Genomic DNA, 24998 nt, shown 5'->3' with positions numbered 1-24998 from the left:
TTGATTCACGAGTTTGTAAGACAATCGGCGACGGTCGGGCGACTCGATTATAGGGCCGCCGCGTGGCACAATGAATCCCCGGAAACAGGGACAAGAAGAGGAACCCAACGATGAAGATCTACACCAAGACCGGCGACACCGGCGAGACGGGCTTATTTGCCGGGCCGCGCGTCCGCAAGGACCATCCGCGGATCGACGCCTATGGCACGGTCGACGAGTTGAACGCCGTGCTCGGCATGGTCCGCTGCGAGACGTTGGCGCCGGGGCTCGATCACCTGCTCGATCGGGTGCAGAACGAGTTGTTCGATTTGGGGGCCGAGTTGGCCACGCCCGACGCCGAGCGGCACGGCCTGCGGATCATCGGCGAGCAGCAGATCGCGGCCCTCGAAGCGGCCATCGACATGTACGAGGGGCACCTCGCGCCGCTGCGCGTGTTCATCCTGCCCGGCGGCACGCGGACGGCGGCATTGTTGCACCTGGCGCGCACGGTTTGTCGCCGTGCCGAGCGGCAGGTCGTGCAGTTGTCGGCCAGCGAGCCGCTGGCCTCGGAGTTGACGATTTACCTGAATCGCTTGAGCGATTTGCTGTTCGTCGTGGCGCGGTGGGCGAACCATCAGGCCAACGTCCCCGACGTGCCCTGGACCAGCCGTAAGTCGTAGGCTTGTTCTTGATTTCCGCCGACTGGAAGCGGGTAGTTGGGCAAATGCCCTACGCTGTGCCCAGCGTCAGAGACTGGGCGTTTCGGCCTCGAAAAGATATAATCTTGGAGAGATTCTCGATCGCCTGGCGGACGGAGGGGTGGTGATCGTTCGACAGGGTATCAACGGAGGACTTCACCGATGGCGACCGTGGTTGAACCGACCGTCGCGCAGATTGGCGAAACGGCCGGCGCGGTGTGGCACATGCTGGCCGAGCAGGGCCCGCTCAGCACCGCCAAGATTGTCAAGCAACTCGACCTGCCGCGCGACGTGGTGATGCTGGCCATTGGCTGGCTGGCGCGCGAAGACAAAATCAACATCGAAATGAACCGCAGCGCGGTTGTTTCGCTGCGCTAAGGAGTGGTGTTGAGCGACGCCCCGTCGCATGTGTTAGATCGCTTCCCGATTCAATGTGGCGATGGCGACTCTACCAAGCCGGTGGCTTTGCCACCGTTCTTGGCGGCAAAGCCGCCGGCTTGGGTCGACAATGCATGTTCGCCACATTTCCTTGCGTTTGCGCACGCGTCACAGAACGAGCGCCGCCAGGGTGATCGCCACCATCGCCGAAGCGACGGCCAGCTTGGCCACGGTGCCGAACAGCCGGCCGACGAACGCCCCCAGGCCGATCTTCATGCTCCGGTCGAGTTCGCTCCCTTTCCAGGCCTCGCCGATCATCGCCCCGACCAGCGCTCCCAGGCACGCCCCCAGGATGACGCCGGCGATCGTGCCGAACACCGGCACGATCGAGCCCAGCAGGCCGCCAAGCGACGCGCCGGGAATCGTGCCCAGCACCGAGCCGATGATGGACAGGAACGCGGCCCGTCGGCTGCCGCCGGCCCCGCGCACGCCGGCCGAGCCGCACAGCAACTCGGCCAATTCTCCGAACAGGGCCAGCCCGACCAGCGCGACCATCGTCGGCCAGCCCAAGTCGGTTCGCCAATCGTCCGGCACCAGCAGCCCGAACACGAGCGCGGCCGCCACAATCAGCCAGTTGCCCGGCAGCGAGAACAGCGTCATCACCCAGCCAATGGCCAAGGCCAGCAGCAGCAAGATGATGCCGATTGTCAGCAATGTCCAATCAAGCATCAAAGGCCGCCTTTGCCAGTTCGCCGAGGTACAGACCGCTCCACGGCTATTCTACTCGGCGTCACGCCCAATCGTAGCTGAAGTCGTGAGACTTCAGTTTTACCGAGGGTGGCCCGGACAACTTGCTTGTCCGGGCGGCGCAGCCGCAAAAGGGATCAGGGCGGCGACCCATTGCCCTCGTGTCGCTTCGCGACACCGGCAACAAGTTGTCGGTGTTACCCACTGAGTCTCGCTCACGCCGAGCGTTTTTCGGCCAGGCGCGGAATCTTCGCTACCGCCGCCGGAGCGGTGTCGTGGATGTGGACGTCGCATTGCGGGAAGGGAATGCCGATGCCGTGTGCGCGGAACTCGCGTTCGATTTCCATGTGCAATTGATGTCGCACCGAGGTGAATTGATCGAGCCCCGCCACGAACACCCGCAGCTCGAACTGCAGCGCGCTGTCGCCGAACTCGGCCAATAGCGCCACCGGCTCGGGACTTTTGAGCACGGCTGGATGCCGGCCCGCCACATCGTGCAACAGCTTGACCACCAGCGGCACGTCGCTGTCATAGGCGACGCCGACCTTCACGACTTGCCGCAGCACCGAGTCGGACAAGGTCCAATTGACCACCTGGCCGGTGATGAACTCCTTGTTGGGGACGATCAGCTCCTTGCGGTCCCAATCGGTGATCGTAGTCGCGCGAGCGCGAATGCGGCTGACGGTGCCGCTGACATTGCCGACGGTGACCGTGTCGCCGACGCGGATCGGGCGCTCGATCAACACGATCAGCCCCGAGACGAAATTGGCGAAGATTTCCTGCAAGCCAAAGCCCAAGCCGACCGTGATGGCCGCGACCAGCCATTGCACATTGGCCCAGCCCACGCCAACCGAGTGAAACGCCGACACGGTCCCGACCAGCAGAATCACATAGCGCGTCACTGCCGTTAGCGTGTACCTTCCGCCGGCGTCGAGCGGCAAGCGCTGTAGCCAGGCGATCTCGAGCAAGCCGGGCAGGTTGCGGGCCGAGACCAGGGTAAACGTCGAGACCACGGCGGCCAGCAATAAGTCGCGGACGGTGATCCAGCGTTCGGTGGCGATCGGCGCGGGTGTGGGCGAGCCTTCACGCGCCGCCGGCATCGCCATTTCGGTGTACGACCAGAGCGGCCATTGATCCAAGTAGGCCAAGGCCGGCAGCACTCCAACCCAGGTGACCCACAGGGCGATCACAAAGCCGGCAATGCCCACGCCGCGCAGCAGCCGGCGCGTTTGCACGTCAATCAACGACAAATCCAGTTCGCGGCACGAGGGCCCCGGCACGGTCTGATCGGCGCAGGCCCCGGCCAAGGCGCCAGCCACCGAGCGGCGTTCGCGGGCCTGGCGAATGGCCAGTCGTCGTCGCGCCACCAGCAACCAGCGCAAAGCCACGGCATGGGCCAGGATCAGCCCCTGGGCCAGCCAGAGCGTGACTTGCAACCGAACCGTCAGCGTCAAGGCTGTGTAGTAGAAGCCCAGCGCGGCAATCGCCGCCAAGGCCAGCGGCACGCCGATGGCGAACATCCGCGCCATGGCGCGCAGTCCGGATTGCTCGACGTGGTTGCCCGTGGCGCTGGCGGCGCGGAGCTTCTGGATCCCAATCGTCACGCGCCACGCGAAGAGGGCCAACATCAATAGGCCGGCAATGAACGTCAGCCGGCCCAACGACGCGTTGTGCGAGTCGCTTTCCTGAACATGAATCATGGCCACGATGAATACGTGGGGGATGCCAATGGCGATCAACCAGCGGAAGTTCCGCCGCCACAGGCGGATGACCGGCTCGGGCCAGCCGAAATGAACCTGGGCTAGCCCCTGGTGACGGCAGACCTGGCGAAAGAAGTCGGTCGTGGCCAGCGCCACGGCGGTCACCTTCAGCGCGAACGCCACCGACTTGCAAAACGGCGTAGCGTCCCAGACGTGCGCGATCCGCCACGAGACATACAGCATCGTGGCCGGCAAGGGCATGGCCAGTCGGGCCGTCAACGCCACCACGCGCAAGGTGGGCAGAATCGTCGCCGAGTAGTTCGAGACCACATCGTCGTTAATCCGCCGCAACAGGCGGCGCAGGAACGGCTGGGTGAGAAACAGGCCGAGAACCAGCGCGGCGAACAAACCATTCAACACCGGGTGCCGCACGCAGTCGTCGGTCAGCGCGACCAGCACCTGCTGCCAATGTTGAGGCGAGCAGGTCCATTCCAACGCGTCGGCCGTGCGGCGCAGATCGTCATAGGCCAGCGGGCTCGTGCTGCGAATCCAGAGGATTCGCTCGTCGATGAACTCGGCATACTCTTCCGTCTCGCGCACCAGGTCGCGCTCGCTGCGATCAAGCTCCAGCACCAACATTTGGAAATACTGGTTGTAGTCGGCGATCAGGGCGTCCAGATAGTCACGCCGCGTGACCAGCAACTGATGCACGGCCGCCTGGATATCGGCCACTTGCTCGTCGGTCGGGGCCGGCGCAAAGCCGCCGATTACTTGCTGGACCTGAGCGTCGATGTCGGCCAGATCGTTGCGCCGTGTTTCCAGATCGAGCAGCTTGAGCTTGATCTCGGCGATCTCGCCTTGACGCGCTTGCAGTTGCGCGCGGTGTTGTTGCAAATCGGGCAAATCGTCGCGCTGGCGTTGCAGCAATTGGCCGACGGCGTCGGTCAGTTCGGTGATCTTGCGGACGTGGGCGAATTGGGCCTGGACCTTGGTTCGCACGCCGTTCAGAAGAGCCAAGTCTTTCTCGATCGCCTTGACCTTGGCGGCTGGACCGTCGGCGGCGTTGCGCAACTCGGCCAGTTTTTCGTTCTCGCGGGCCAGCGGCATTACCTCGGGGCGCGCGGTTAGCACCGCCCAGCGCGCGTCGCGAGCTTTCAACGCGGCATCGGCGCGCGAACGCTCGGCCACGATCTCGCGCCAGCGAGTGTCAAGCTGCTGGGCCTGGTGCAGGCGGCGCGTCGCCAGGTCGAGCTTCAAGCGCAGCAGCTCGCGCGTGGCCTCGTAGCTGGGCAACTCTTCGCTGTAGCTGGCGCGCTCGGCCAGAATCTTGGTCCGCCGGGCCAGCAACAGCGTCCGGCTGGCGCGCCGCACCGGGTCGCGAACCTCGGCAGTCTCGGGCGTGGCTTCCAGTTGCTTGTCGAGTTCTTCCAGCCGCGTCTTGGCCGCCGCGTCGAGCACCCGGATTTCGTCGATGCGGTCGCCACGATAGCGGTTCTGCACATCAAGTTCGGCCAGCGCTTGCTGGGCTTCGACGCGCGCGGTTTCGGTTTTGGCCTGGGTAGCCTTCAACTGCTCGAGCGTGGCGTTATCAGGGGCGACTGCCGTGGCGTCGGTCGCGGTTCGTTCCAGTTGGGCCTTGGCGGCTTCCAAGTCGCGGGGGGCATTGTTGCGCGCGTTGCGGAAGGTTTCACCCTTGCCGTTCCAGGTGGCGGCCACCGACAACTCGCCCAGCGCCTGCTGGTACAGGTCGGTCGCTTTCTGGCGGACATCGGGCGTGTCGGTCGCCGCTTGCAGCTCGTCGAGCGCCGCGCGGACCTGCTCGACCGAAACCAGCGGCACCGGCGAAACCGCCGGCGCCTGGGCCACCGCGGCCGAGGTCGAAAACACCAGCCAGCCTGAAAGCGCTAGCGCAAGTGACAGGCAAGTGCCTGATCGTGGGCCGCGGCCCGACAAGATGGATTGACGCTGGTGCGAACTCATCGCTCAACCTCCGTGTCGATGCGATTAGCGGGTGCGAAGAGCGCGGCGAGGCCGGCTTGGCCGGAACGACGCCACACACTGCCAGGCTCGCTGGCCCGACTCGGATGGCGCGATCGGCTAGGCTGGTTTCACGCTGGCGGCGCGGGGGCCTTTGCCTTTGGACGCGCCACCTTCCTCGACGGTGAACTCGACCTGTTGGCCCTCGGTGAGGTTGACGAACCCGCCGTCGGCGACCGACGAATGGTGAAAGAACACGTCGCCACCCCCAGGAACCGAGATGAAGCCGAATCCTTTGTCTTGGACGATTTTTTTGATGACTCCGCTGGGCATGATCGGCCCCTCCTCGATTGGACAAATGCAAAACGAGGCAGCGGCAGCTTCCGGCCGAGGCGCGAGGCATCCGCCGATGGTAACGTGCTAGCACCCTGACGCCGCTCCGTAACGCGGCGATCGTATGGCAACGGGCAAAACGTGACAAGCCGAGCCGGGCTGCCAGCAAGCCCTGATTCCCGCAAATTAATGTTTACGATTTCGCCAGCGCGACTTACAGTGGAATCATCAGGCGTCGTTAGATGCGTGCAAACGATGGAGCGAAACGTGCGGCTCGGTGAGGGGAGCCCCCACCGCGCACGAGCAGCCACGGCGGGGCGACGTCCGTGGGAGATGGATCGAGGGCAGGCGTAACCCGTGCGAGCCTGAATGATGGCCGAACATCTCAATCGCCAATTGGAACACCTTAAGGACGAGGTGATCTACGTCGGCGCGCTGGTCGAAGCGGCGCTGGCCAAGGCGATTTCCGCCCTGCGCACTCGCGACGAACAATTGGCCCGCGAGGTAATCGCCGCCGACAGCGAAATCGACGGCATGGAAGTGGCCGTCGAGAAGGACTGTCTGAACATTCTCGCCCTGTTGCAGCCGGTGGCGCTCGACCTGCGGTTTGTCGTGGCGGTTCTCAAGATCAACAACGACCTCGAGCGGATTGGCGATCTGGCCAAGAACATCGCCAAGCGCGTGCTGGTGATCGCGCGGGTGCCAGCCATCGAGATTCCGGTTGAGTTTACCGAGATGGCGCGGCTGGCCCAGGCGATGGTCAAGCAGAGCCTCGACGCGCTGGTCACCGCCGACGGCTCCTTGGCTCGGCAAGTGCGCGGCGACGACGACGCGGTCGACGAGCTGCGCGACGCGATCGAGGCCCAGATTCTGGCCGCGATTGCCGAGTGCCCCGATCAGACCGAGATTCTGCTCAAGGTCGCTTCGGTGGCCCGGCACCTGGAACGCCTGGCCGACATGGCCACGCACATCGCCGAAGAAGTGATCTACATGGTCGAGGGCTCGATCGTGCGTCACCGAGCCGGGGCGTGAGCGCTACGGCGTTTTTCTAGAGCACGTCTCAGAACGCTGTCGCGAGGGTGGCCCAGGTGCTTGCACCTGGGTGGCCGAAGGCCACAAGAAACCTCGAGCGCCGTCCCTCACGGGTGGCGAGTTTCCATTGGGGTTGCGCGTGCCCATCGAGTTTCTTGTTGCTGCGCAACACCGATGGCCGAGCCATCGGTGCCACCCGAGACGCGAGAACGTGGTGAGCCCCGCGCTACGGCCGGCGCAGTTGCTTGCCCGTGCGCGCCAAACGCCGGTCGAGTTGCGGGAACGTCTCGTTGGGCGCGGCCGCGTTTGAACTGCCGTTGCCGCGTTGCAGTAGCAAACCCAGCACCAGCGCGAACTGGCCGGCCAGCAAGATCGGCATGCCCAGATGCCAAAGCTCTGGCCGCTCGCCGGCGAAGCCCCAAATGCTGAGTACCGCGCCGCAAACGGTCGCCCCCAAGCCGAGCCCGAGGCCCAGCCAGGCCACCGTTGACGAGACGCCGCCGGTTTCTTGAGGCGGCAGCGCAATCGGTTCGCGCTCGGCGGGTAACATCGCACTGCCCGCGTCAAAACGCAGCAAGCCGCCGGTGCGTGTTGACGCAGGCTTGGGCTCGATGGCCTGGATCAGTCGTTCGACGTGCCGCAGTTGTTCGTTCAGCTCCCAGCTTGACCAGCGCTCAAGCGGCGAGATTTGGCTCGTGTCGACCGGTGATGTTTCGGCCGGTTCAGTCCCGGACGAAGGTGTCATCGCCGTCGCGGCGGCCGGGCGTTCGTTGGCTGCGGGGGCCGGCGACGTCGATTGCCCGCACCGCGCGCAGCCATAGCCGGCCGAACCTCCGGCCAGGGCGGGCACGTCTTGCTGGCAATGGCGACACCACATAACGGTCGGAATCGGAGCTTGATCAGAGGCGGCCGGCCACTCGGGCGCGTGCTGGCGCAGCGCGCTCACTAGATCGACCAGTCCGAGTGTCAATCTGTAGCGATTTCGCGAACTTTTCCGTCCCGGCAAGCTCTGCTATCGGGGCCCCTGTCGGGGGCTAGCCAGCCTGACTATTATGGAATGTTTGGACCCTCGCGAACCGCCCATGATCAGAACCGCCATGCAGCGCACCGAAGACATCAATATTCTAGGGACCGTCGGGCTGACCCCCCCCAGCCAGTTGAAGGCTGAAATCCCCATGACCGAGGCGGCGAATCGCACGGTCGTGGCCAGCCGCCAGGCGGTTCGGGCCATTCTCGACGGCAGCGATCACCGGCTGCTGGCGGTCGTGGGGCCGTGCTCGATTCACGACGAGTCGGCGGCGCTCGAATACGCCGGTCGCTTGAAGCAACTGGCCGATCAGGTCGCCGATCGTTTAGTGCTGGTGATGCGCGTCTATTTCGAGAAGCCGCGCACCACGATCGGTTGGAAGGGCTTGATTAACGATCCGAACCTGGACGATTCGTTCGACATCGGCTTGGGATTGCGCCGGGCGCGCCGGCTGTTGATCGAGATCAACGAGTTGGGTGTGCCCGCCGCGACCGAGATGTTGGAACCGATCACACCGCAATACGTGGCCGATCTCGTGACTTGGGCTTCGATTGGCGCGCGGACCACCGAATCGCAAACCCATCGGCAAATGGCCAGCGGGTTGTCGATGCCCGTCGGGTTCAAGAACGCCACCGATGGCAATCTGCAAATCGCCGTCGAGGCGATGCAGGCCGCGCGGCACAAGCACAGTTTCCTGGGCATCGACCAGCAAGGTCAGACTTGCGTGGTGCATACTGCGGGCAATCCTTGGGGGCATTTGATTCTGCGCGGCGGTCGCTCGGGCCCGAATTTCGACGCCGCCAATTTGCAGCTCGCCGCCGAGACGCTCGCCAAGGCGAAGCTGCCCGTGAACATCATGGTCGATTGCAGCCACGCCAACAGCGCCAAGGATCACCGCCGCCAGGAGATCGCCTGGAAAGACGTGGTCGACCAGCGCGCCGCGGGCAACCGGAACATCATCGGCTTGATGCTGGAAAGTAATTTGTTCGAAGGAAATCAGAAGCTCACCTATCCGCCCAGCACGCTGAAATATGGCGTGTCGATCACCGATCCGTGTACCGGCTGGGACGAGACTCGACAATTGATCGAGCACGCGCACGACGTGTTGAAGAACGATGTGACGCTGCAAAGCACGACGAAGTAGCGCGCCGTCTGATTACGCTATCGTGAACTACTGAGCGTGACGCGCAAAAAAAAACCAGGGACCGCCGATCCCTGGGCTTGTGCGATGTGAGGTTTCGTCGCGCACGATTTCAAACTTGCCAGCGCGACGGCTTCAAACCTAGCCGGCCGTGATCTTGTTGATCTTCACCTGGGTGTGAACCTGCCGGTGGCCGTTCTTGCGCCGCGAGTTCTTGCGGCGACGGAAGTGCTGGACGACCAGCTTGGGCCCCTGGGCCAGCCCCACGACTTCGGCCGTGACCGAAGCGCCGGCCACCGCGGGGGTGCCCAGCTTCAGGCCCCCTTCGCCCCCCACCGCCAGCACGCGATCAAAGGTCACCGCATCGCCCGGGTTCAACGCCTTGCGGCAGTCGATCTCGAGAACCTGACCTTCTTCAACCTTCAACTGCTTGTCGCCGTCCAAAATGATCGCGTACATGATCGAACCCAATACCGCGGCTCTAGGTTAAGTGTGGAAGCCCCGCATTGTAACCGTCAGCCGTCAAAGGGTCGAGAGGGTGCTTGGCAATCGTTTTTCGGCCGACGCAACCGGCGGCTGCGGCCGGGCTTAGCCGATTTTACCAAGGTTTTACAATCTTCCGACCCTGCCGTGACAACCGCTAGGACGATTTACCCTACGATTCGACGAGTAAATTGAGCTGCCGGTCGTGGGGCTGGCAGGTGAAGTAGATAAACAACTTCGCCCAGCAGTCTTCAATACAGCCAGGGCGAGTCATCGGAGAGGAGCGGTTTTCGCGTGTCACCCGTCAAAGCACTGAAGCGTCGCAAGGAAAAGAAGTTGGCCAAGCAGGCCGCCCAACTCAAGCCCGCTAGCGCGCCGCGGGCCAAGCTCGAACCTTGGGAAAACGGTCTCGACTGGCCGACCACGATCTGGATCGGGCTGATTCACGTCGGCGCCCTGGCCGCGCCGTTTTTCTTTACTTGGAAGGCATTGGCTTTGTGCGCCGTTTGGTGCTGGCTGACCGGCTCGATTGGCGTCTGCCTGGGTTATCACCGACTGCTGACGCACGGCAGCTTTTCGACCTATCGTCCGGTCAAGTGGTTGTTGGCCCTGATTGGCGGCTTGTCGGGCGAAGGCTCGGCCCTGATGTGGGTGGCCAATCACCGCAAGCACCACGCGCATAGCGATCAGGAAGGCGACCCGCACTCGCCGCGCGACGGCGGGATCTGGTCGCACATCAACTGGCTGTTTCCGAACTATGGCCGCAAGCATTACGACACGATGACGGCGCGCTGGGCGCCGGACCTATTGAAGGATCCGATGCTGCGGCTGCTGCACACGTTGTTTCTGCCGAGCCATATCGTCACCGGCGCGGTGATGTTGGCCGTCGGCTGGCTGGGCTGGGATCTGTACACCGGCATCTCGTTCGTGGTGTGGGGGATGTTCGTGCGGCTGGTCTATGTGTTGCACGTGACCTGGTTCGTGAACTCAGCCTCGCACATGTGGGGTTACCGCAACTACGAAACCACCGATGACAGCCGGAACAACTGGTGGGTCGGGCTGTTGGCGTTCGGCGAAGGCTGGCACAACAACCACCACGCCTATCAACGGATGGCCAAGCACGGTCACCGCTGGTGGGAAGTCGACGTCACCTACTGGGCGATCTACCTGATGGAGAAGACCGGCCTGGCCTGGGACGTGGTCAAGACGATCCCCCGCGGGACCAAGCCGGCCTAAAAGGGGCAAGCGCCCGCGTGTCGTAGTGTTTGCGTAGCAAATCAAAGGGCCAGCCGATGAACATCGGCTGGCCCTTTTTGTTTAGGGAGTTACGCAGCAAGGGCAACTCAGTCTTGGTAGGGTGCATTCCATGCACCTTATCGGTGGCTTCCAAAAGGAATACAGTGGCAATCTCGCCTCGGCACTAGCGAACGCCAGGCGCCTTTTACAGATAGAGAACTCGCCATAAGGTGCATGGAATGCATCCTACAAAGGCCAGGCCTTTGGCTGGTATGGGATCGGGCCTTTGGCCCTGCAAAATACCAAACGCGAGGGTTTTCCTGTCTTCGGCGGCCCCCAACCGCTATCGCCGAGGGCTGAAAAACCGGCTGCCGCCCCCTGTTGCAACCAGGGGGGCTTTTGGTACATTCAACCGCTTGACGTTTTAGTAACCATTTTGAAGTGGAATAGTTCAAGCAAGTTAGGACAAGTAGGTCGCTGGACGAGAGAATCCAGCCGGCCACTTCCAGGGAACAGCGGTCGCCGATGGCTATCACAAAGCAACGTAAACAGACCCTCATTGGGGACTTCCGGCGCGAGGAGTCCGACACGGGCTCGCCGGAAATTCAAATTGCTATTCTGACCAGCCGCATCGGCGAGTTGACCGGTCATCTGCAAACGCACTCCAAGGATTACTCCAGCCGGCGCGGATTGCTCATGATGGTCAGCCGCAGACGACGCCTGCTCGATTACCTGAAGCGGGTCAATCCGCAACGGTATCTCGACATCATCCGCCGTCTCGAAATCCGGAAGTAGCCGGAACGGTAGTTGGGCCGCGAGCGGTTGAACACGGCCAGCTCATCAAGGGTGAGCCTTGCCCGGTAAGGGTAAGCGGTGGTCGACGACGGGTTGCCAGCCTCCGAGGGCATTAGGCAACGACTCGTGCGTGTTCGCTCCAGGCAAGTTGCGCCGGCCAGCAAGTTTCATCAGGCAGTCAGTTTGCTGGTGAAACGCGCTGTTCCGCCCGCCTTGGCTCCGTAAGCCCGTCTTCTTTCTCTCGCCGACGTTTGGCGGCCGCGAATGTGCTGGCCTTTGGCAGGGCCAATTCCATTCCCGGCTTTCGCCCGGCAACCTGTTGGCAATTTGCTGGAACGCGGAAAACAAAACAGGAACTACCTTGAAAGTACGAGTTGAACGCCAGATCGGGAATCATGTGCTGTCGATCGAAACCGGCATGTTGGCCAAGCAGGCGGCCGGCAGCTGTCTGATCCGCTATGCCGACACCGTGGTGCTGGTCGCCGCGGCCACCGGCGCCCCTCGCGTGGGCACCGATTTCTTCCCGCTGACTTGCGACTATCGCGAACGCACCGCCGCGGCCGGCAAGTTTCCCGGTGGATTCTTGAAGCGTGAAGGTCGCCCCACGACCAAAGAAACGCTGACCGCTCGGTTGATGGACCGCCCGATTCGCCCGCTGTTTCCCGAAGGCTTCTTCGACGAAGTGCAAATCCAGGCCTTCGTCATGGCCAGCGACAAGCAGCACGACGGCGACGTGTTGGCCATGAACGGCGCGAGCGCCGCCCTCGGCCTGTCGCAGTTGCCGTTCCAGGGCCCGATCGGTGCGGTTCGCTTGGGCCTGATCGACAACCAGTTCGTCGTCTTCCCCTCGCAAGACGAACTCGAGGAAAGCGATCTCGACCTGATTATCTCGGGCAGCCGCGAATCGATCCTGATGATCGAGGGCTTTGCCCGCGAGATGCCCGAAGACCGGATGGTCGAAGCCATTGTCGAGGCGCACAAGTACGTCAAGATTCTGTGCGATCTGCAGGACGAGCTGGCCCAGAAGGTCGGTGTCACCAAGACCAAGTTCATTTCGCCGCCGCCGAGCGAAACCTTCAACACCTTGAAGGCCAAGTACGGCCCGGCCCTGCGCGCCGCCAAGCAGACCGCGGGCAAGCAAGCCCGGGCCGAAGCGGTCAGCCAGCTCGAAGCGCAAGCGCTTGCCGAGTTGATTCCGAACGCCGACGCGCCGGGCGCCGTTGACGCGGCCACGTTCGGCCGCGCCTGGCACGACCTGGAACTGCGCACGGTGCGCGAGCTGATTCTGTCGGGCACGCGCTCCGATGGTCGCAACGCCACGCAGTTGCGTCCGATCGAGTGCTATGTCGACGTGCTGCCGCGCGTCCACGGCTCGGCGGTCTTCCAGCGCGGCGAGACCCAGGCGATGATCACCATCACCTTGGGAACCACGCGCGACGAGCAACGCGTCGATGGCCTGATCGACGAGTACTCCAAGAAGTTCATGCTCGACTACTACTTCCCCTCGTTCAGCGTCGGCGAAGTCCGCCCGATCCGCGGTCCCGGCCGTCGTGAAATCGGCCACGGCATGTTGGCCGAGCGCAGCGTCAAGCCGGTGCTGCCCGATCCGGAAGAGTTCCCTTACACCATCCGCATCATCTCGGACATTTTCGAGTCGAACGGTTCGAGCTCGATGGCCACGGTCTGTGGTTCGACGCTGGGGCTGATGGCGGCCGGCGTGCCGATCTACAACCCGGTGGCGGGCATCTCGATCGGCCTGGTCAAGGAATCGAGCGACAACTGGATTCTGCTCACCGACATCATCGGCGATGAGGATCACTACGGCGACATGGACTTCAAGGTCGCCGGCACGCCGAACGGCATCACCGGCATTCAGCTCGACCTGAAGATCGACGGCATCAGCTTCGACATCGTCAAGGCCACGCTGGCGCAAGCCCGCGAAGCCCGGCTGCAGATTCTGAAGAGCATGCTCTCGGCCATCGGCTCGCCGCGCACGGAAATCTCGCCGTGGGCGCCACGGTTGTTGCGCACCAAGATCGATCCGGCCAAGATTGGCCTGCTGATCGGTCCGGGCGGCAAGACGATCCGCGCCATCCAGGAATCGACCGGCGCGGTCATCGAAGTCGAAGACGACGGCACGGTCATCGTCTCGTCGGCCGACAGCGAAGGGGCCAATGCCGCGATGCGTCGCGTCGAGGGCCTGACCGAGTCGGTCAAGGTCGGCAAGATTTACGACGGTCGCGTCACCAGCATCAAGGACTTCGGCGCGTTCATCGAAATCCTGCCGGGCAAGGACGGCTTGTGCCACATCAGCGAGTTGGCCGATGGCTACGTGCAGAGCGTCTCGGAAGTCTGCAAGATCGGCGATGAAATGCAGGTCAAGGTCATCGCCATCGACGAGCAGGACCGGGTCAAGCTGAGCCGTCGCGCGGCCATTCGCGAGCTCGAGCAGTCCAAGTCCTAGGTTCGTCGTCGCGCTTTTCGCGCGGCGGACGATCGGACGTTGATTATCATCAAGACGAGGCGCGGCAACTGGTTTGCCGCGCCTCGTTTGTATTTGGGGCCTGGCGCCTTTCGCACCCCGCGACGAAACGCCCATGACACCGCCGGCCGACGAGCACAGCGAATTTCAGCAGTGGCGCGACCGCTATGCCGAGATCGCGCGCCTGGCCGGCGGCCTGGCCCACGAGATTCGCAATCCGCTCTCGACCATCCGACTGAACATGGAGTTGTTGTCCGAAGAGCTGGAGAAGCTCGACGAGCCCCAGCGGCGGCGCGTGATGGCTCGGCTCTCGACCATGCAGCGCGAATGCGAGCGGCTGCAAGGGCTGCTCGACGACTTCCTGAGCTATGCCCGAGTGCAACAGGCGTTGCTCGAACCGGCCGATCTGAACGAGCAGGTCCGCCAGGCGCTGGAGTTCTTTCGCCCCAAGGCTCAGGCCGGCAAGATCGAAGTCTTCGAGTACCTCGAACCCGAACTGCCCAAGGTCAAGCTCGATCGCCGCTCGTTCCAGGCGGCGCTCTTGAACCTGCTGATCAACGCCGAGCAGGCGATGCCCGACGGGGGCCAATTGGTGATCGGCACCGAATCGACGCCGCGCGGCGTGGCGTTGCACGTCATCGATACCGGCGGGGGGATCGACGCCCGGGGCATGTCGCGGATATTCGAAGCCTTCTACTCGACCAAGCCTGGCGGCTCGGGCCTGGGGCTGCCGACGACCAAGCGCATTATCGAGGCCCACGGCGGTTCGATCTTCGTCCAAAGCGAACTCGGCCGCGGCACGAACTTCACGATTGAACTGCCAACGCCACCGCGGATTGGCGATGCGTCATCGGATCGCGGTAAGTGATAGAACTCATTAAAAGGTCCGTTGTCCGTTGTCAGTAGTCCGTTGTGATATTCCCGCAACTGGTTTCCCTGCAACTGACCACGGACAACGGACCACTGACCAACTAGTCCCTAGCCCCTTCTGCCCGCCCCCTGGTATCATCGCACGCATGGCCACCGAGAAAGCCAAGCCGATCGCCGCTGCCCAGCCTGCGCCCGAGACGCTGCGCGTGCTGATCGTCGACAACGACGCCGCTCACGCCCAGGCCGTGGCCGACGGGCTCGAAACGGTCGGCTACCAGTGCGCCGTGGCGACCTCGGGAAAAGAGGGCTCCGAGCGCATCGCCCAGGACGAGTTCGACATCATCATCACCGATCTGGTGATGGCCGATGTCGACGGGCTGGCCTTGTTGGCCCAGGCCAAGAACGACCTGCCCGACGCCGACGTCATTCTGGTCACCGGCCACGGCAGCATCCCTTCGGCCGTCTCGGCCATGCAACAGGGGGCGTTCAACTATCTGTTGAAGCCGCTGGACCTGAAGCAACTGCGGGCCGTGGTCCAGAAAGCTGCCGAGAGCCAGTATCTGAAGCGGTCCAACGTCGAATTGCAGCGCCGGCTGGACGAACGGTTCGGCTTTGAAGGGATGGTCGGCAGCAGCCCCAAGATGAACGACGTGATCGCGCTGCTGAAGCGGATCGCCCCGACCAACGCCACCGTCCTGATTCAAGGTGAAACCGGCACGGGCAAGGAGTTGGTCGCCCAGGCCATTCACCAGAACAGTCCGCGCAAGGCCAAGCCGTTCGTGGCGCTCAATTGCGCCGCGCTCAGCGAGAACATCCTCGAAAGCGAACTGTTCGGCCACGTGCGCGGCGCGTTTACCGACGCCTCGACCGACCGCGTGGGCAAGTTCGAGTACGCCCACGGCGGGACGTTGTTCCTGGACGAAGTCGGCGACATGCCGATGCAAACCCAGATCAAGCTCTTGCGCGTGTTGGAAAGTGGCGAGATCACGCGGGTCGGCTCGAACGAACCGATCAAGGTCAACGTGCGCATTCTGTCAGCCACCAACCGGAACCTCGAGCGACAGATCGAAGCGGGCACGTTTCGCAGCGACCTGTACCATCGGCTCAAGGTCGTGACCGTGGTCTTGCCGCAATTGACCGAGCGGGCCGAGGACATCCCGCTGTTGATCGAGCACTTCATCAAGATGTTCGCCAAGCGGCACGACAAGTCGATCAAGAGCATGTCGACGGCGGCGCGGCGCCGGCTGATTGCGTTTGACTGGCCCGGCAACGTGCGGCAGTTGCGGAATGTGATCGAAAGCATGGTGGTCGTCGATTTCGACGGCGTGCTCGACCTGGACGATTTGCCGGTCGAACTGGCTGAACCATCGCACGAAGGCGCGACCGCGCCGGGTGGCGAAGCCGCGGCCGACAACAGCCTGGCTAACCTGGTGGGTAGGCCGCTGACCGAGATTGAGCACCTGTTCATTGCCGAGACGCTGCGCGCCACCGGCGGCAACCGCGAAGAAGCAGCGACGATGCTCGGCATCGGCCAACGAACATTGTATCGGAAGATTAAAGAGTTCGGTCTGTGAGAGAAAAGTTGCTAGTTGCTAGCGGCTAGTTAAAGACGTCTAAGAGCCAGCAGCGCATCCACGGTCTCCTGTATTCCTCTAGCAACTCGCAACCAGCAACTAGCAACTTTTTCCCATGCCCATCCGCCAATTACCGCCGAGCGTCGTCAACAAGATCGCCGCCGGCGAGGTGATCGAGCGACCGGCCAGCGTCGTCAAGGAGCTGGTCGAGAACTCGCTCGACTCGGGGGCCACGCGCATCGACGTGGCGGTGGAAGAAGGGGGCGTGCAACTGGTCCGCGTGGTCGACAACGGCTGCGGCATTGCGGCCGACGAGTTGCTGCTGGCCGTGGCCAGCCACGCCACCAGCAAGTTGACCGACGCCGACGACTTGTTCCGCGTCCGCACGCTGGGCTTTCGCGGCGAGGCGCTGGCTTCGATCGCCGAAGTGAGCCGAACGCTGTTGCGCAGCCGGCCGGGCGAAGAGACCGGGGCGATGCAACTGGAAGTCGACGCCGGCCGGATCAGCCCGATCACACCAGCCGCCGGTCCGGTGGGGACGACGATCGAAGTCCGCGATCTGTTCTTCAACACGCCGGTGCGGCGCAAGTTCCTTCGCGGCACCTCGACCGAGATGGGGCACGTTTCCGAGGCGTTCACGCGACTGGCCCTGGCCCACCCGCACGTCCACTTCACGCTCCGGCACAATACGCGGATGGTCCACGAGCTGCCGCCGAGCGCCGACTTGCTCGACCGGATTTCGCTGTTCTTTGGTCGCGAGCTGGCCGACGATTTGATCGCCGTCGAAAGCCACGATCAGCAAGTCCGCTTGGCCGGCTACGTGGCGCGCCCCAGTCAGAGTCGCTCGCATCCGCGAATGCAGTATCTGTTCTTGAACGGTCGTTTTATCCGGGATCGCGCGCTGGGACATGCGCTTTCCGAAGCGTTTCGCGGCTTGCTCCTGGGCGGCCGCTACGGCATTTGCTTCCTGCGGATCGACATGCCGCCGGAACTGGTCGATGTGAACGTGCATCCGACCAAGCTAGAGGTACGCTTTCAGGACGGCGGGCGCTTGTACAGCCAGTTGCTCGGCACGCTGCGTAACAAGTTCCTCAGCACCGACCTGACCCATCGCCTGACACCGGTCGGACCCGCCGAACCGGTCGGGCTGACCGAGTCGCAACTCGATGCCAAGCGCCGCGAGTTGGCCGAGTGGGCCCGAGCGCAAACCACCGGTTGGCGGCAAGACAGTGTTGGCGGGGCAGGGGAGGGGACTGGCGACAGTGCCGATCCGACCGGCGACCGGTTGCGCCACGCGCCGCTGACGACCGTGCGCCTGTCGCAACCGCTGGGCGCTCCCGCAGCGCCAATCGGCGCGACCAGCCGCGGCGATCAGACTTCGGACGACGTCGACAGCGCCGCCGCCTTCGCCGATAGCAATGAAGTGTCGCCGGCCACGTCGCTGCTCGATGCCGATGCTGGCCCGGTTCGCGCGCTACAGATGCACAATCGCTACCTGATCGTCGAAAGCGGCGAAGGGATGGTCGTCATCGACCAGCATGCGTTGCACGAGCGGATTCTGTACGAGCAACTGCGCGAGAAAGTCCTGGCCGGCGCGGTCGAGACCCAGCGATTGCTGGTGCCCGAGCCAATCGACTTGGCGTCGAACGAAGCAGCGGTAGTCCTCGAAGCCCGCGACGCGTTGCAGCAGGTCGGTATCGAAGTCGAGGCGTTCGGCGGCGACACGGTGCTGATGCACAGCTACCCGGCCATGCTCCGCCGGCTGCGTCCCGCGGAGTTGCTCCGCTCGCTGGCCGAGCCGTTGCTGGCCGGTGGTCGGACCCCCGACCGGCGCGACGTGATCGACGAGCTGTTGCACATGATGAGTTGCAAGGCGGCGGTCAAGGCGGGCGACCCCCTGACGCCCGAGGAGGTCGAGGCGCTGGTGGCGCAGCGGCACCTGGCGCAAGACTCGCACCATTGCCCCCACGGCCGCCCGACGGCCCTGGTCTTTACTCGCGAAGAACTCGATCGGCAGTTCAAGCGGACGTAGCTGGCAAGCGATTAGCGGTTAGCTATTAGCGATTAGCCAGAGGTGGTGAAGGCGGCTGAACGCTGGGCGGCAATAAGCTAAACTATTCAAGTCGCCCAGGGCATGGGCGAACTTTCCGTCGCCCTAATCTCTCCTATCTAGTCGCTAACCGCTAATTGCTAATCGCTTCCCCCATGATCTGCGTCGTCCTCAACTGCACCACGCCCGATGAATTGCTGGCGACGCATCGGCGGCTGGTCGATGAAGGGGTGCTGCTGGTTGAATGGCGGCTCGACTTTCTGATCGAGCCGTTCGATATGCCGGCCTTGCTCGCCCAGCGGCCGGGACCGGTGATCGTGACGCTGCGCCTGCCGGCCGACGGCGGCCACTGGCGACGCGGCGAGGACGAACGCCGCGCGCTGCTGGTCGCGGCCATGCAAGCCGGTGCCGAGTACATCGACCTGGAAGAACCAACGGCGGCCGCGCTTGCGCGCACCGGCGCGAGCCAACGCATCGTCAGCATGCACGACTTCCAGCAGACGCCGGACGATCTGGCGGCGATCCATCGACAACTCGTCAGCCGCGACGCGGATATCGTCAAGCTGGCCACGCTGGCCCAGTCGACGCACGACGCCTTCCGAATGCTCGACCTCGTCGGGCACAGCGCGATGCCCACAGTCGGGCTTTGCATGGGGGAACTGGGAACGCCGACGCGATTGTTGGCCGAGCGCTGGAGTGCGCCGTTCACCTATGCGGCGCTCGACGGCGACGCTCCGCCAGCGCCGGGGCAGTTGAGCTATCACCAGATGCGCGATCTGTATCACGAGCAGGTGCTGGACGCGACAACCGAGTTGTTTGGCGTGATTGGCGATCCGATTGCCCATTCACGGAGTCCCTTGATCCATAATCCGGCGCTGCATTATGCCGGCCTGAATGCCGTTTACCTGCCGTTCCGTGTGCCACCGGCCGATTTGCCACGGTTCTTAAATAACGCGAGTGAGTTAGGCATCAGCGGCTTGAGCGTCACGATCCCGCACAAAGAAGCAATCGTTGACGTGATGACCAAGCCCGAGCCGGCCGTGACGGCAATCGGCGCGGGGAACACGCTCGTCTTCGAGGGCAATCGCGTGCGCGGCTACAACACCGACATGGCCGCCGCGGTCGACAGTCTGGCCGAAGCGCTCGGCCGCACCGATCAAAACGCCCGGCTCGAGGGGACCACGGCACTGGTGCTGGGCGCAGGCGGCGCAGCCAAGGCGATTACCTATGGACTGAAGCAGCGCGGCGCTCGGGTGCTGGTCTCGAACCGGACCCGCGAGCGGGCCGTCGAACTGGCCAAGCCGCTCGGCTGCGAAGTCGTCGCCTGGGATGAACGCCACGCGGCCGCGCCCGACGTGCTGGTGAATTGCACGCCGCTGGGGATGGATCCGAACACGGGCGACACTCCCTGGGACGCCGCGTATTTCAAATCGACAATGGTGGTATTTGACACTGTCTACACACCCGCGATGACGCGACTGTTGATCGAGGCGCAAGCGGCCGGCTGTCGCACGGTCACGGGGCGCGAGATGTTCGTCCGCCAGGCGGGGCGGCAGTTCGAGTTATTCACCGGGCAGCCAGCGCCGCTGGATGTGATGCGCGGGGCGCTCGAAGCGGAAGCGGTGCGCGAGTCGGGCCAGTCGCCCCTGTCGGCCGACTTCGCGCGGCGGAACATCGTGCTGATTGGCTATCGCGGCACCGGTAAGACGAGCGTGGCATGGCGGCTGGCCGCCAAGTTGGGTTGGAATTGGCTCGACGCCGACGCCGATCTCGAACGCCGCGCGCATCAGACCATCGCCGAGATCTTCGCCAGCCAGGGTGAGCAGGCTTTCCGCGATTGGGAGTCGTGCGTCGTGGCCGACGTGACGCGGCGCCCTCAACTGGTGCTGGCCACCGGCGGCGGGGTGGTGATGCGCCCGCAGAATCGCGCCGCCTTGAAGCGAGACAGCTTCATCATTTGGCTGCAAGCCGACGCGCCGACCATTCTGGCGCGCATCGCGGCCGATCCGACGACGGCGGCGCGGCGTCCGAACCTGACCACGGCGGGCGGCGAGGCCGAGGTGCGAAAGCTATTGGCCGAGCGCGAGCCGATCTATCGCGAGTGCGCCGATCTGACGATCGACACCGTGGGGCGCGAGCCCGCGGCGGTCGTGGATGAAATCCTCGCCCACTTGCGCGCCCCGCGACGGAGCGGCGCACGATGATCGAGCACTTCTCGGCGCTGGGCTATCCGTTGCAACTTTTGATTATGGCGCTCGCCGGGCTGGTGGCCGGCAGCTTTGTCAATTGGGCGTCGTACGCGCTGACGAGCATGCCGCGGCCGATCAGCCCCTGGTCGTCCCGGCATCCGCGCGACGCCGACTCGCACTGGCTCGATCGGTCGCCGGTGTTTGGCTGGATCCGCATGCGGCACCGAGGCAGGGCGTTTGGCTACGACTTCTGGATTCGCCCGGTGGTCGTCGAGCTGGTTTGCGCGGCACTGTGGGCCGGGTTGTACCACTGGGAGGTGGGCCGGCAGGGGTTGGTGTTTCAGTTGGTGCCGGCGTTTCCCCAGCCCGCGCCGTTGTCGGTCGTCTGGTCGCAGTTCGCGGCCCATGTCGTGTTGATGACGTTGATGCTGGCCGTGACGTTGATCGACATCGACGATTATACGATTCCCGACGAGTTGATCGTGCCGGGAACTTGCCTGGCGATGGCGTTCGCGGTGCTGTTGCCGTATTCGCATTTGCCTGATGTACCGCCGGCGTTCATCAACCTGCAAAACTTACAGGAAGTCAACGTGCCGATTGGCCAGCGGCCCATGCAGATGGCGTCGCCGCTCGCCTTTCCCGTGTCGCTGGGCGGCTGGCCAAGCGTCGGCTCACTGGCGCTGGGCTGCGGCTGCTGGCTGGGCTGGTGCTTTGCGCTGTTGCCGCGCACGTGGTATGGCCGGCATGGTTGGCAACGCGCCGTCAGTTTGTGCGTGGCTAGCGTTTGTCGCCGCTCGGGGACGCGACTCGCCGGGGTGTTGGCCACCGTCGGCTGTGCGGCTATCGTCGCCGTCTGGTTTCGCGGCGGTTGGCGCTGGGAATCGCTGCTCAGTTCGCTCGTCGGACTGGCCGTCGGTGGTGGCGTGGTCTGGTACATCCGGCTGGCCGGGGGCTGGACGCTGGGTCGCGAGGCGATGGGCTTCGGCGACGTGACGCTGTTGGCGATGATCGGCGCGTTCCTCGGTTGGCAAGCCGCGCTGTTCACGTTCTTCGTCGCGCCGTTCGCCGGCGCGGTGTTGGGCATCGTCAAGCGACTGACCAGCGGCGACGGGGTGATTCCGTTCGGGCCGTTCTTGTGCCTGGGGGCTACGGTAGTCGTCTGTTTCTGGCTGCCGGCCTGGGACTACTTGAAGGAATCGTTCTTTGTTCCGTGGCTCATTCCGGCCGGGCTCGTCGGCTGCCTGGTAATCATTGTGCCGGTTTTGCTGGTTTACCGGCTGATGCGCTATGGCGGCGCTGACCCGGCCGAGTCGGATCTCTGACACCTTGCGGGTCAAATGGCGCGCAGGCGACCTAGAGTTTCGGCAGTGTCCGATTCCGGGGAAGCCTGCTATGAGCCTGTGGCCGCAAATCACTGATCGCGTGCAAGAGGCCGACCGGCTGCGCGGTTGGCGGGCCGGCAGTATCGAGATCGAACGTGGCGAGTTCCGCGGCGTGCGCTGGCGTCCCTGGGCACGTCGGCCGACTCGGTTCGAGGCGGTGACCGTGGGCGAGGCGATTCATCGCTGGCGGCGCGGTGATCGTTGCCGGCTCTACTGGCATCAGCCCGGAGCGTGCCCCGAGTTCCTGGCGCTTGACTATGTCCAGTCGTCGCACCAGACGTCATTCGCCACGTTCCGCCGGGCGCTGGTGATCCTGGACGAGATCGCCGTCCTCAAGCAAAGCTGGGGAATCGTGTGCGACGTGTCGAATCTGCGGATTTCGGCCCGCTTGCTGCGGCGCTGGGGATGGGAAGCCCACGCGCCGATGTCCTACCGGCGGAATTACATCAAGCGGTTCGCGTGGCCCGAGCCGGCGCGCGAGTCGGACCAGGTGACAGCATTCCGCGCCGCGCTGGCCGCGGAAGCGGCCGGGGCCACCTGCTAGCAAGGCCCGCTGCCGGGGTCACTGACCTTGTCGTCGTGGGGCGCGGCTGCTAATCTTCCGCGCCACACCATAGACCACTTCGGCACTTAACGCCTTCTTTGGGTCTCATTTCCGGTCCCTCAAGGACGAGCCCGGTGATCACGACGCGCGAGCGATTAACGAGATTGTTTGCCCGCGTGCGCGGCTGCGCGTTCGGCGTGGGAGGAATGTCGCTGTTGCTGACCACGGGTTGTGCCAACAATCCGATGATGCAAGGGCAGGTGACGAGTCTGCAACAACAGACCACGCAACTGGCCCAGCGGAATCAAGAACTGCAAGACCGCGCGGCTCACCTGGACAAAGACAATCAAGAGCTCGAGACGCTGTTGGCCCAGACGCGGCAACAATCGCGCGTGCTGGAAGACCAGTCGTCGGCCTTGCGCGATCAACTGGCCGGCGCGACGACGCAGATCGCCAAGATGCGCGGCGATAACGAAGCCATGGCGCGGCGCGCCGAGTCCCTCGAACAAGACGCCCGACAGCGGATCATTCCGGCCAGCGCGTCGAGCGGCGCAGTGCGCAGCTCGCGCGTACCACCGATCACGATTCCTGGCGTCGAGATTCGCCAGGACGGGGACGTGGTGCGCGTGGAACTGCCGGCCGGTCGCATGTTCGAGCCCGACACGGCTCGGCTGACGCCGCAGGGGACGATTCTCATCGACCAGGTCGGCGCGGAATTGATGCGGGCCTACCCCGAGCAGATGATCGGCGTCGAAGGTCACACCGACACCGACGCCTTGGCGGGGCAAAGTCGGTGGCAGAGCAATCATCAACTGTCGACGGCCCGAGCCTTGGCGGTCTATGACCAGTTGTCAGGTCCGTCGCGCGTGCCGCCGACGCATCTATTTGTCGGCGGGCATGGGGCCAATCACCCGATCGTGTCAAACGGCACGCTGCAGGGGAAAGAGCGGAACCGCCGCGTCGAGCTGGTGGTCTATCCCGATCGGGCGCCGCAGCGCTAGTGGCGCGTTACAGCGCGTCTGAATCGCTGTCCTCAAAGCACCAAGGCCCAATGACCAATCGGTCTCAGGCGTTTGGCGCGTTAAACACCCTCTGGCCTTTTTGGACATTGGTCATTGAGACTTGGTCATTCGCAGGCCGTCTCTACTTTGCGCCCGCGTAGCGCCCTTCGCTGTTGATGCGGGCGAAGACGTCGTTCAACACCCAGTGGAACAGGGCCAAGTGGATGCTCTCGACCATGCCCATGTCGTCCAACGGCACATGCAGGCCGGCTTTGGCCAATGGGCGGAGCTTGCCGCCGCTGTAGCCGGTGAGCGAGAACGTGTGCAGTCCGTGGCGATTGGCCCAATCGACCGCGTTGAGGACGTTGGGGCTGTTGCCCGAACCGCTGATGGCGATGCACACATCGCCCGGGCCGCCATAGTTCATCAACTGTTGCTGGAAGATCTGGTCGTAACCGACGTCGTTCCCCACGGCCAGCAGCCAGCCGACGTTGTCGGTCAAGCTGAGGACGCGGAGGCGGCGCTTCGATTCGTCCTTCAGGTCGGACTCGCGGAGCGAGCTTTTGCCCAAGTCCTCGGCCATGTGCGAGGCCGTAGTGGCCGAGCCGCCGTTGCCAAAGATGAAGACCCAACGCCCTTGCTCCCAGGCGCGATAGATCAGATCGGCCCAGGTTTTGAGTTCGCCGCGGTCGATGCGGTCGACCTCTTGTTGCAGGCGGAGCAGGTATTGAGAAGCGTCGAGTTTGGCGCCGAGCATGGGTGGCAAGTCCTCGTTGATCACGTGTTGCGTGAAGGGGAAGGCTTGATTTTATCAACGCGCCGAGCGGCCAGCTAGCCGAGCGATTTCGCCCACGAATCGCCGAGTCGCATGGTTGTTCGCTGTTAATGGCAGAAAACCAACCACGACGGCACAACGACACGACGTTCAATGCGGACGACAATTTGAACCGCAAAGACGCAAAGGGCGCAAAGAAAAAAGTTGAATCGCAGAGGGCGCTGAGCANNTGCTCAGCGCCCTCTGCGATTCAATATTGTCTTTGCCCTTCTTCTCGCCCTTTGCGCTTCTGCGGTGAAGCCTATGTCCCGTTTGTTCCTAACGTCGTGTCGTTGTGCCGTCGTGGTTGGTCTTTCTGGTTTGCCTGCGTGGAGCGACATCGTGTCAAGCGAGCAGCATGCTGGGCTGTGAAAAAAGACACAATGTCGCTAGCGACCTCGGCCGCGTGACATGTTGCGCATTTAGGTTTCGGAAAACTCACCTTGGCTCGCGATGTTGGAAAACTCTCTTACAACTCGGTGAGAAAGCTTGTTTTGCCTTGGTGGTTCGGATTAAGAACGACGATGGAGTTGGTCGTTGTGAGCCGCGTGCTCTGCAAGTCAACC

At 63.7% G+C, this 24998-nt stretch carries 20 protein-coding genes; 14 read left to right on the top strand and 6 right to left on the bottom strand.

All coding sequences use genetic code 11. The annotated features are described in order from the left end of the window. Positions 1 to 110: 110 nt before the first annotated feature. Entirely contained in the window at positions 111 to 659 is a 549-nt protein-coding gene (locus tag JSS27_05605; protein MBS0208412.1) for a cob(I)yrinic acid a,c-diamide adenosyltransferase, read from the top strand. A 180-nt stretch (positions 660 to 839) separates the two neighbouring features. After that, positions 840 to 1055: a winged helix-turn-helix domain-containing protein gene (locus JSS27_05600; protein MBS0208411.1), complete on the top strand. Its 216-nt coding sequence runs from the start codon at positions 840 to 842 to the stop codon at positions 1053 to 1055. Positions 1056 to 1223: 168 nt separating this feature from the next. Here JSS27_05600 and JSS27_05595 read toward each other — a convergent pair whose 3' ends face one another. From JSS27_05595 to JSS27_05585, 3 genes are all read right to left on the bottom strand, one after another. Continuing rightward, entirely contained in the window at positions 1224 to 1784 is a 561-nt protein-coding gene (locus JSS27_05595; protein MBS0208410.1) for a DUF456 domain-containing protein, read from the bottom strand. 233 nt (positions 1785 to 2017) lie between these two features. Continuing rightward, positions 2018 to 5482 carry a mechanosensitive ion channel gene (locus JSS27_05590; GenBank protein ID MBS0208409.1) on the bottom strand — a complete coding sequence of 1155 codons (3465 nt, stop codon included), beginning with the start codon at positions 5480 to 5482 and terminating at the stop codon, positions 2018 to 2020. A 117-nt stretch (positions 5483 to 5599) separates the two neighbouring features. Beyond that, entirely contained in the window at positions 5600 to 5812 is a 213-nt protein-coding gene (locus JSS27_05585) for a cold shock domain-containing protein (GenBank protein MBS0208408.1), read from the bottom strand. Positions 5813 to 6184: 372 nt separating this feature from the next. Here JSS27_05585 and phoU point away from each other — a divergent pair, with 372 nt between their 5' ends. Beyond that, entirely contained in the window at positions 6185 to 6844 is a 660-nt protein-coding gene (gene phoU, locus JSS27_05580; protein ID MBS0208407.1) for a phosphate signaling complex protein PhoU, read from the top strand. A 226-nt stretch (positions 6845 to 7070) separates the two neighbouring features. On the opposite strand, the gene JSS27_05575 is transcribed toward phoU, so the two are convergent. Further along, positions 7071 to 7721, bottom strand: a complete 651-nt coding sequence (locus JSS27_05575; GenBank protein ID MBS0208406.1) for a hypothetical protein — start codon at positions 7719 to 7721, stop codon at positions 7071 to 7073. Between the two features lie 220 nt (positions 7722 to 7941). On the opposite strand from JSS27_05575, the gene JSS27_05570 reads away from it, so the two are divergent. After that, a complete protein-coding gene (locus tag JSS27_05570) occupies positions 7942 to 9015 on the top strand; it encodes a 3-deoxy-7-phosphoheptulonate synthase (protein ID MBS0208405.1) in 1074 nt (357 codons plus the stop codon). Between the two features lie 138 nt (positions 9016 to 9153). On the opposite strand, the gene rplU is transcribed toward JSS27_05570, so the two are convergent. Continuing rightward, positions 9154 to 9471 (bottom strand): 50S ribosomal protein L21, encoded by a 318-nt coding sequence (rplU, locus tag JSS27_05565; protein MBS0208404.1) that lies wholly within the window; start codon positions 9469 to 9471, stop codon positions 9154 to 9156. Positions 9472 to 9789: 318 nt separating this feature from the next. Between rplU and JSS27_05560 the strand changes: the two genes are divergently transcribed. The 10 genes from JSS27_05560 to JSS27_05515 all read left to right on the top strand — a co-directional run bounded on the left by JSS27_05560 (position 9790) and on the right by JSS27_05515 (position 23618). Then, positions 9790 to 10731: a fatty acid desaturase gene (locus tag JSS27_05560; protein MBS0208403.1), complete on the top strand. Its 942-nt coding sequence runs from the start codon at positions 9790 to 9792 to the stop codon at positions 10729 to 10731. Between the two features lie 525 nt (positions 10732 to 11256). Beyond that, positions 11257 to 11526, top strand: a complete 270-nt coding sequence (gene rpsO, locus JSS27_05555; GenBank protein MBS0208402.1) for a 30S ribosomal protein S15 — start codon at positions 11257 to 11259, stop codon at positions 11524 to 11526. 361 nt (positions 11527 to 11887) lie between these two features. Continuing rightward, the gene (pnp, locus tag JSS27_05550; protein MBS0208401.1) at positions 11888 to 13990 is read left to right on the top strand and encodes a polyribonucleotide nucleotidyltransferase; all 2103 of its coding nucleotides are present in this window, start codon (positions 11888 to 11890) and stop codon (positions 13988 to 13990) included. 133 nt (positions 13991 to 14123) lie between these two features. Continuing rightward, complete coding sequence (locus JSS27_05545; GenBank protein ID MBS0208400.1) at positions 14124 to 14876, top strand: sensor histidine kinase; 753 nt, start codon at positions 14124 to 14126, stop codon at positions 14874 to 14876. A 148-nt stretch (positions 14877 to 15024) separates the two neighbouring features. Then, positions 15025 to 16452: a sigma-54-dependent Fis family transcriptional regulator gene (locus JSS27_05540; GenBank protein MBS0208399.1), complete on the top strand. Its 1428-nt coding sequence runs from the start codon at positions 15025 to 15027 to the stop codon at positions 16450 to 16452. A gap of 115 nt (positions 16453 to 16567) precedes the next feature. Beyond that, positions 16568 to 18484: a DNA mismatch repair endonuclease MutL gene (mutL, locus tag JSS27_05535; GenBank protein MBS0208398.1), complete on the top strand. Its 1917-nt coding sequence runs from the start codon at positions 16568 to 16570 to the stop codon at positions 18482 to 18484. Positions 18485 to 18657: 173 nt separating this feature from the next. Next, positions 18658 to 20706: a shikimate dehydrogenase gene (aroE, locus tag JSS27_05530; protein MBS0208397.1), complete on the top strand. Its 2049-nt coding sequence runs from the start codon at positions 18658 to 18660 to the stop codon at positions 20704 to 20706. Continuing rightward, positions 20703 to 22013, top strand: coding sequence for a prepilin peptidase (locus JSS27_05525; protein MBS0208396.1), 1311 nt, complete (start codon positions 20703 to 20705; stop codon positions 22011 to 22013). Before aroE ends, JSS27_05525 begins: the two co-directional genes overlap by 4 nt. Before the next feature lie 70 nt (positions 22014 to 22083). Next, positions 22084 to 22617, top strand: a complete 534-nt coding sequence (locus JSS27_05520) for a hypothetical protein (protein MBS0208395.1) — start codon at positions 22084 to 22086, stop codon at positions 22615 to 22617. Between the two features lie 134 nt (positions 22618 to 22751). Further along, complete coding sequence (locus JSS27_05515) at positions 22752 to 23618, top strand: OmpA family protein (GenBank protein MBS0208394.1); 867 nt, start codon at positions 22752 to 22754, stop codon at positions 23616 to 23618. Positions 23619 to 23760: 142 nt separating this feature from the next. Here JSS27_05515 and JSS27_05510 read toward each other — a convergent pair whose 3' ends face one another. Further along, entirely contained in the window at positions 23761 to 24375 is a 615-nt protein-coding gene (locus JSS27_05510; GenBank protein ID MBS0208393.1) for an SIS domain-containing protein, read from the bottom strand. Between the last annotated feature and the right edge of the window lie 623 nt (positions 24376 to 24998).

The sequence above is a fragment of the Planctomycetota bacterium genome, assembly GCA_018242585.1.
GTDB lineage: Bacteria > Planctomycetota > Planctomycetia > Pirellulales > PNKZ01 > JAFEBQ01.
This window is presented reverse-complemented; position numbering and strand designations above follow the sequence as displayed.

What these genes read in the sequence shown, in the direction of transcription:
- JSS27_05605 (MBS0208412.1), top strand. Translation starts at nt 111, where the DNA reads ATGAAGATCTACACCAAGACCGGCGACACCGGCGAGACGGGCTTATTT.
- JSS27_05600 (MBS0208411.1), top strand. Translation starts at nt 840, where the DNA reads ATGGCGACCGTGGTTGAACCGACCGTCGCGCAGATTGGCGAAACGGCC.
- JSS27_05595 (MBS0208410.1), bottom strand. Translation starts at nt 1,784, where the DNA reads ATGCTTGATTGGACATTGCTGACAATCGGCATCATCTTGCTGCTGCTG.
- JSS27_05590 (MBS0208409.1), bottom strand. Translation starts at nt 5,482, where the DNA reads ATGAGTTCGCACCAGCGTCAATCCATCTTGTCGGGCCGCGGCCCACGA.
- JSS27_05585 (MBS0208408.1), bottom strand. Translation starts at nt 5,812, where the DNA reads ATGCCCAGCGGAGTCATCAAAAAAATCGTCCAAGACAAAGGATTCGGC.
- phoU (MBS0208407.1), top strand. Translation starts at nt 6,185, where the DNA reads ATGGCCGAACATCTCAATCGCCAATTGGAACACCTTAAGGACGAGGTG.
- JSS27_05575 (MBS0208406.1), bottom strand. Translation starts at nt 7,721, where the DNA reads ATGTGGTGTCGCCATTGCCAGCAAGACGTGCCCGCCCTGGCCGGAGGT.
- JSS27_05570 (MBS0208405.1), top strand. Translation starts at nt 7,942, where the DNA reads ATGCAGCGCACCGAAGACATCAATATTCTAGGGACCGTCGGGCTGACC.
- rplU (MBS0208404.1), bottom strand. Translation starts at nt 9,471, where the DNA reads ATGTACGCGATCATTTTGGACGGCGACAAGCAGTTGAAGGTTGAAGAA.
- rpsO (MBS0208402.1), top strand. Translation starts at nt 11,257, where the DNA reads ATGGCTATCACAAAGCAACGTAAACAGACCCTCATTGGGGACTTCCGG.
- JSS27_05545 (MBS0208400.1), top strand. Translation starts at nt 14,124, where the DNA reads ATGACACCGCCGGCCGACGAGCACAGCGAATTTCAGCAGTGGCGCGAC.
- JSS27_05540 (MBS0208399.1), top strand. Translation starts at nt 15,025, where the DNA reads ATGGCCACCGAGAAAGCCAAGCCGATCGCCGCTGCCCAGCCTGCGCCC.
- mutL (MBS0208398.1), top strand. Translation starts at nt 16,568, where the DNA reads ATGCCCATCCGCCAATTACCGCCGAGCGTCGTCAACAAGATCGCCGCC.
- aroE (MBS0208397.1), top strand. Translation starts at nt 18,658, where the DNA reads ATGATCTGCGTCGTCCTCAACTGCACCACGCCCGATGAATTGCTGGCG.
- JSS27_05525 (MBS0208396.1), top strand. Translation starts at nt 20,703, where the DNA reads ATGATCGAGCACTTCTCGGCGCTGGGCTATCCGTTGCAACTTTTGATT.
- JSS27_05520 (MBS0208395.1), top strand. Translation starts at nt 22,084, where the DNA reads ATGAGCCTGTGGCCGCAAATCACTGATCGCGTGCAAGAGGCCGACCGG.
- JSS27_05510 (MBS0208393.1), bottom strand. Translation starts at nt 24,375, where the DNA reads ATGCTCGGCGCCAAACTCGACGCTTCTCAATACCTGCTCCGCCTGCAA.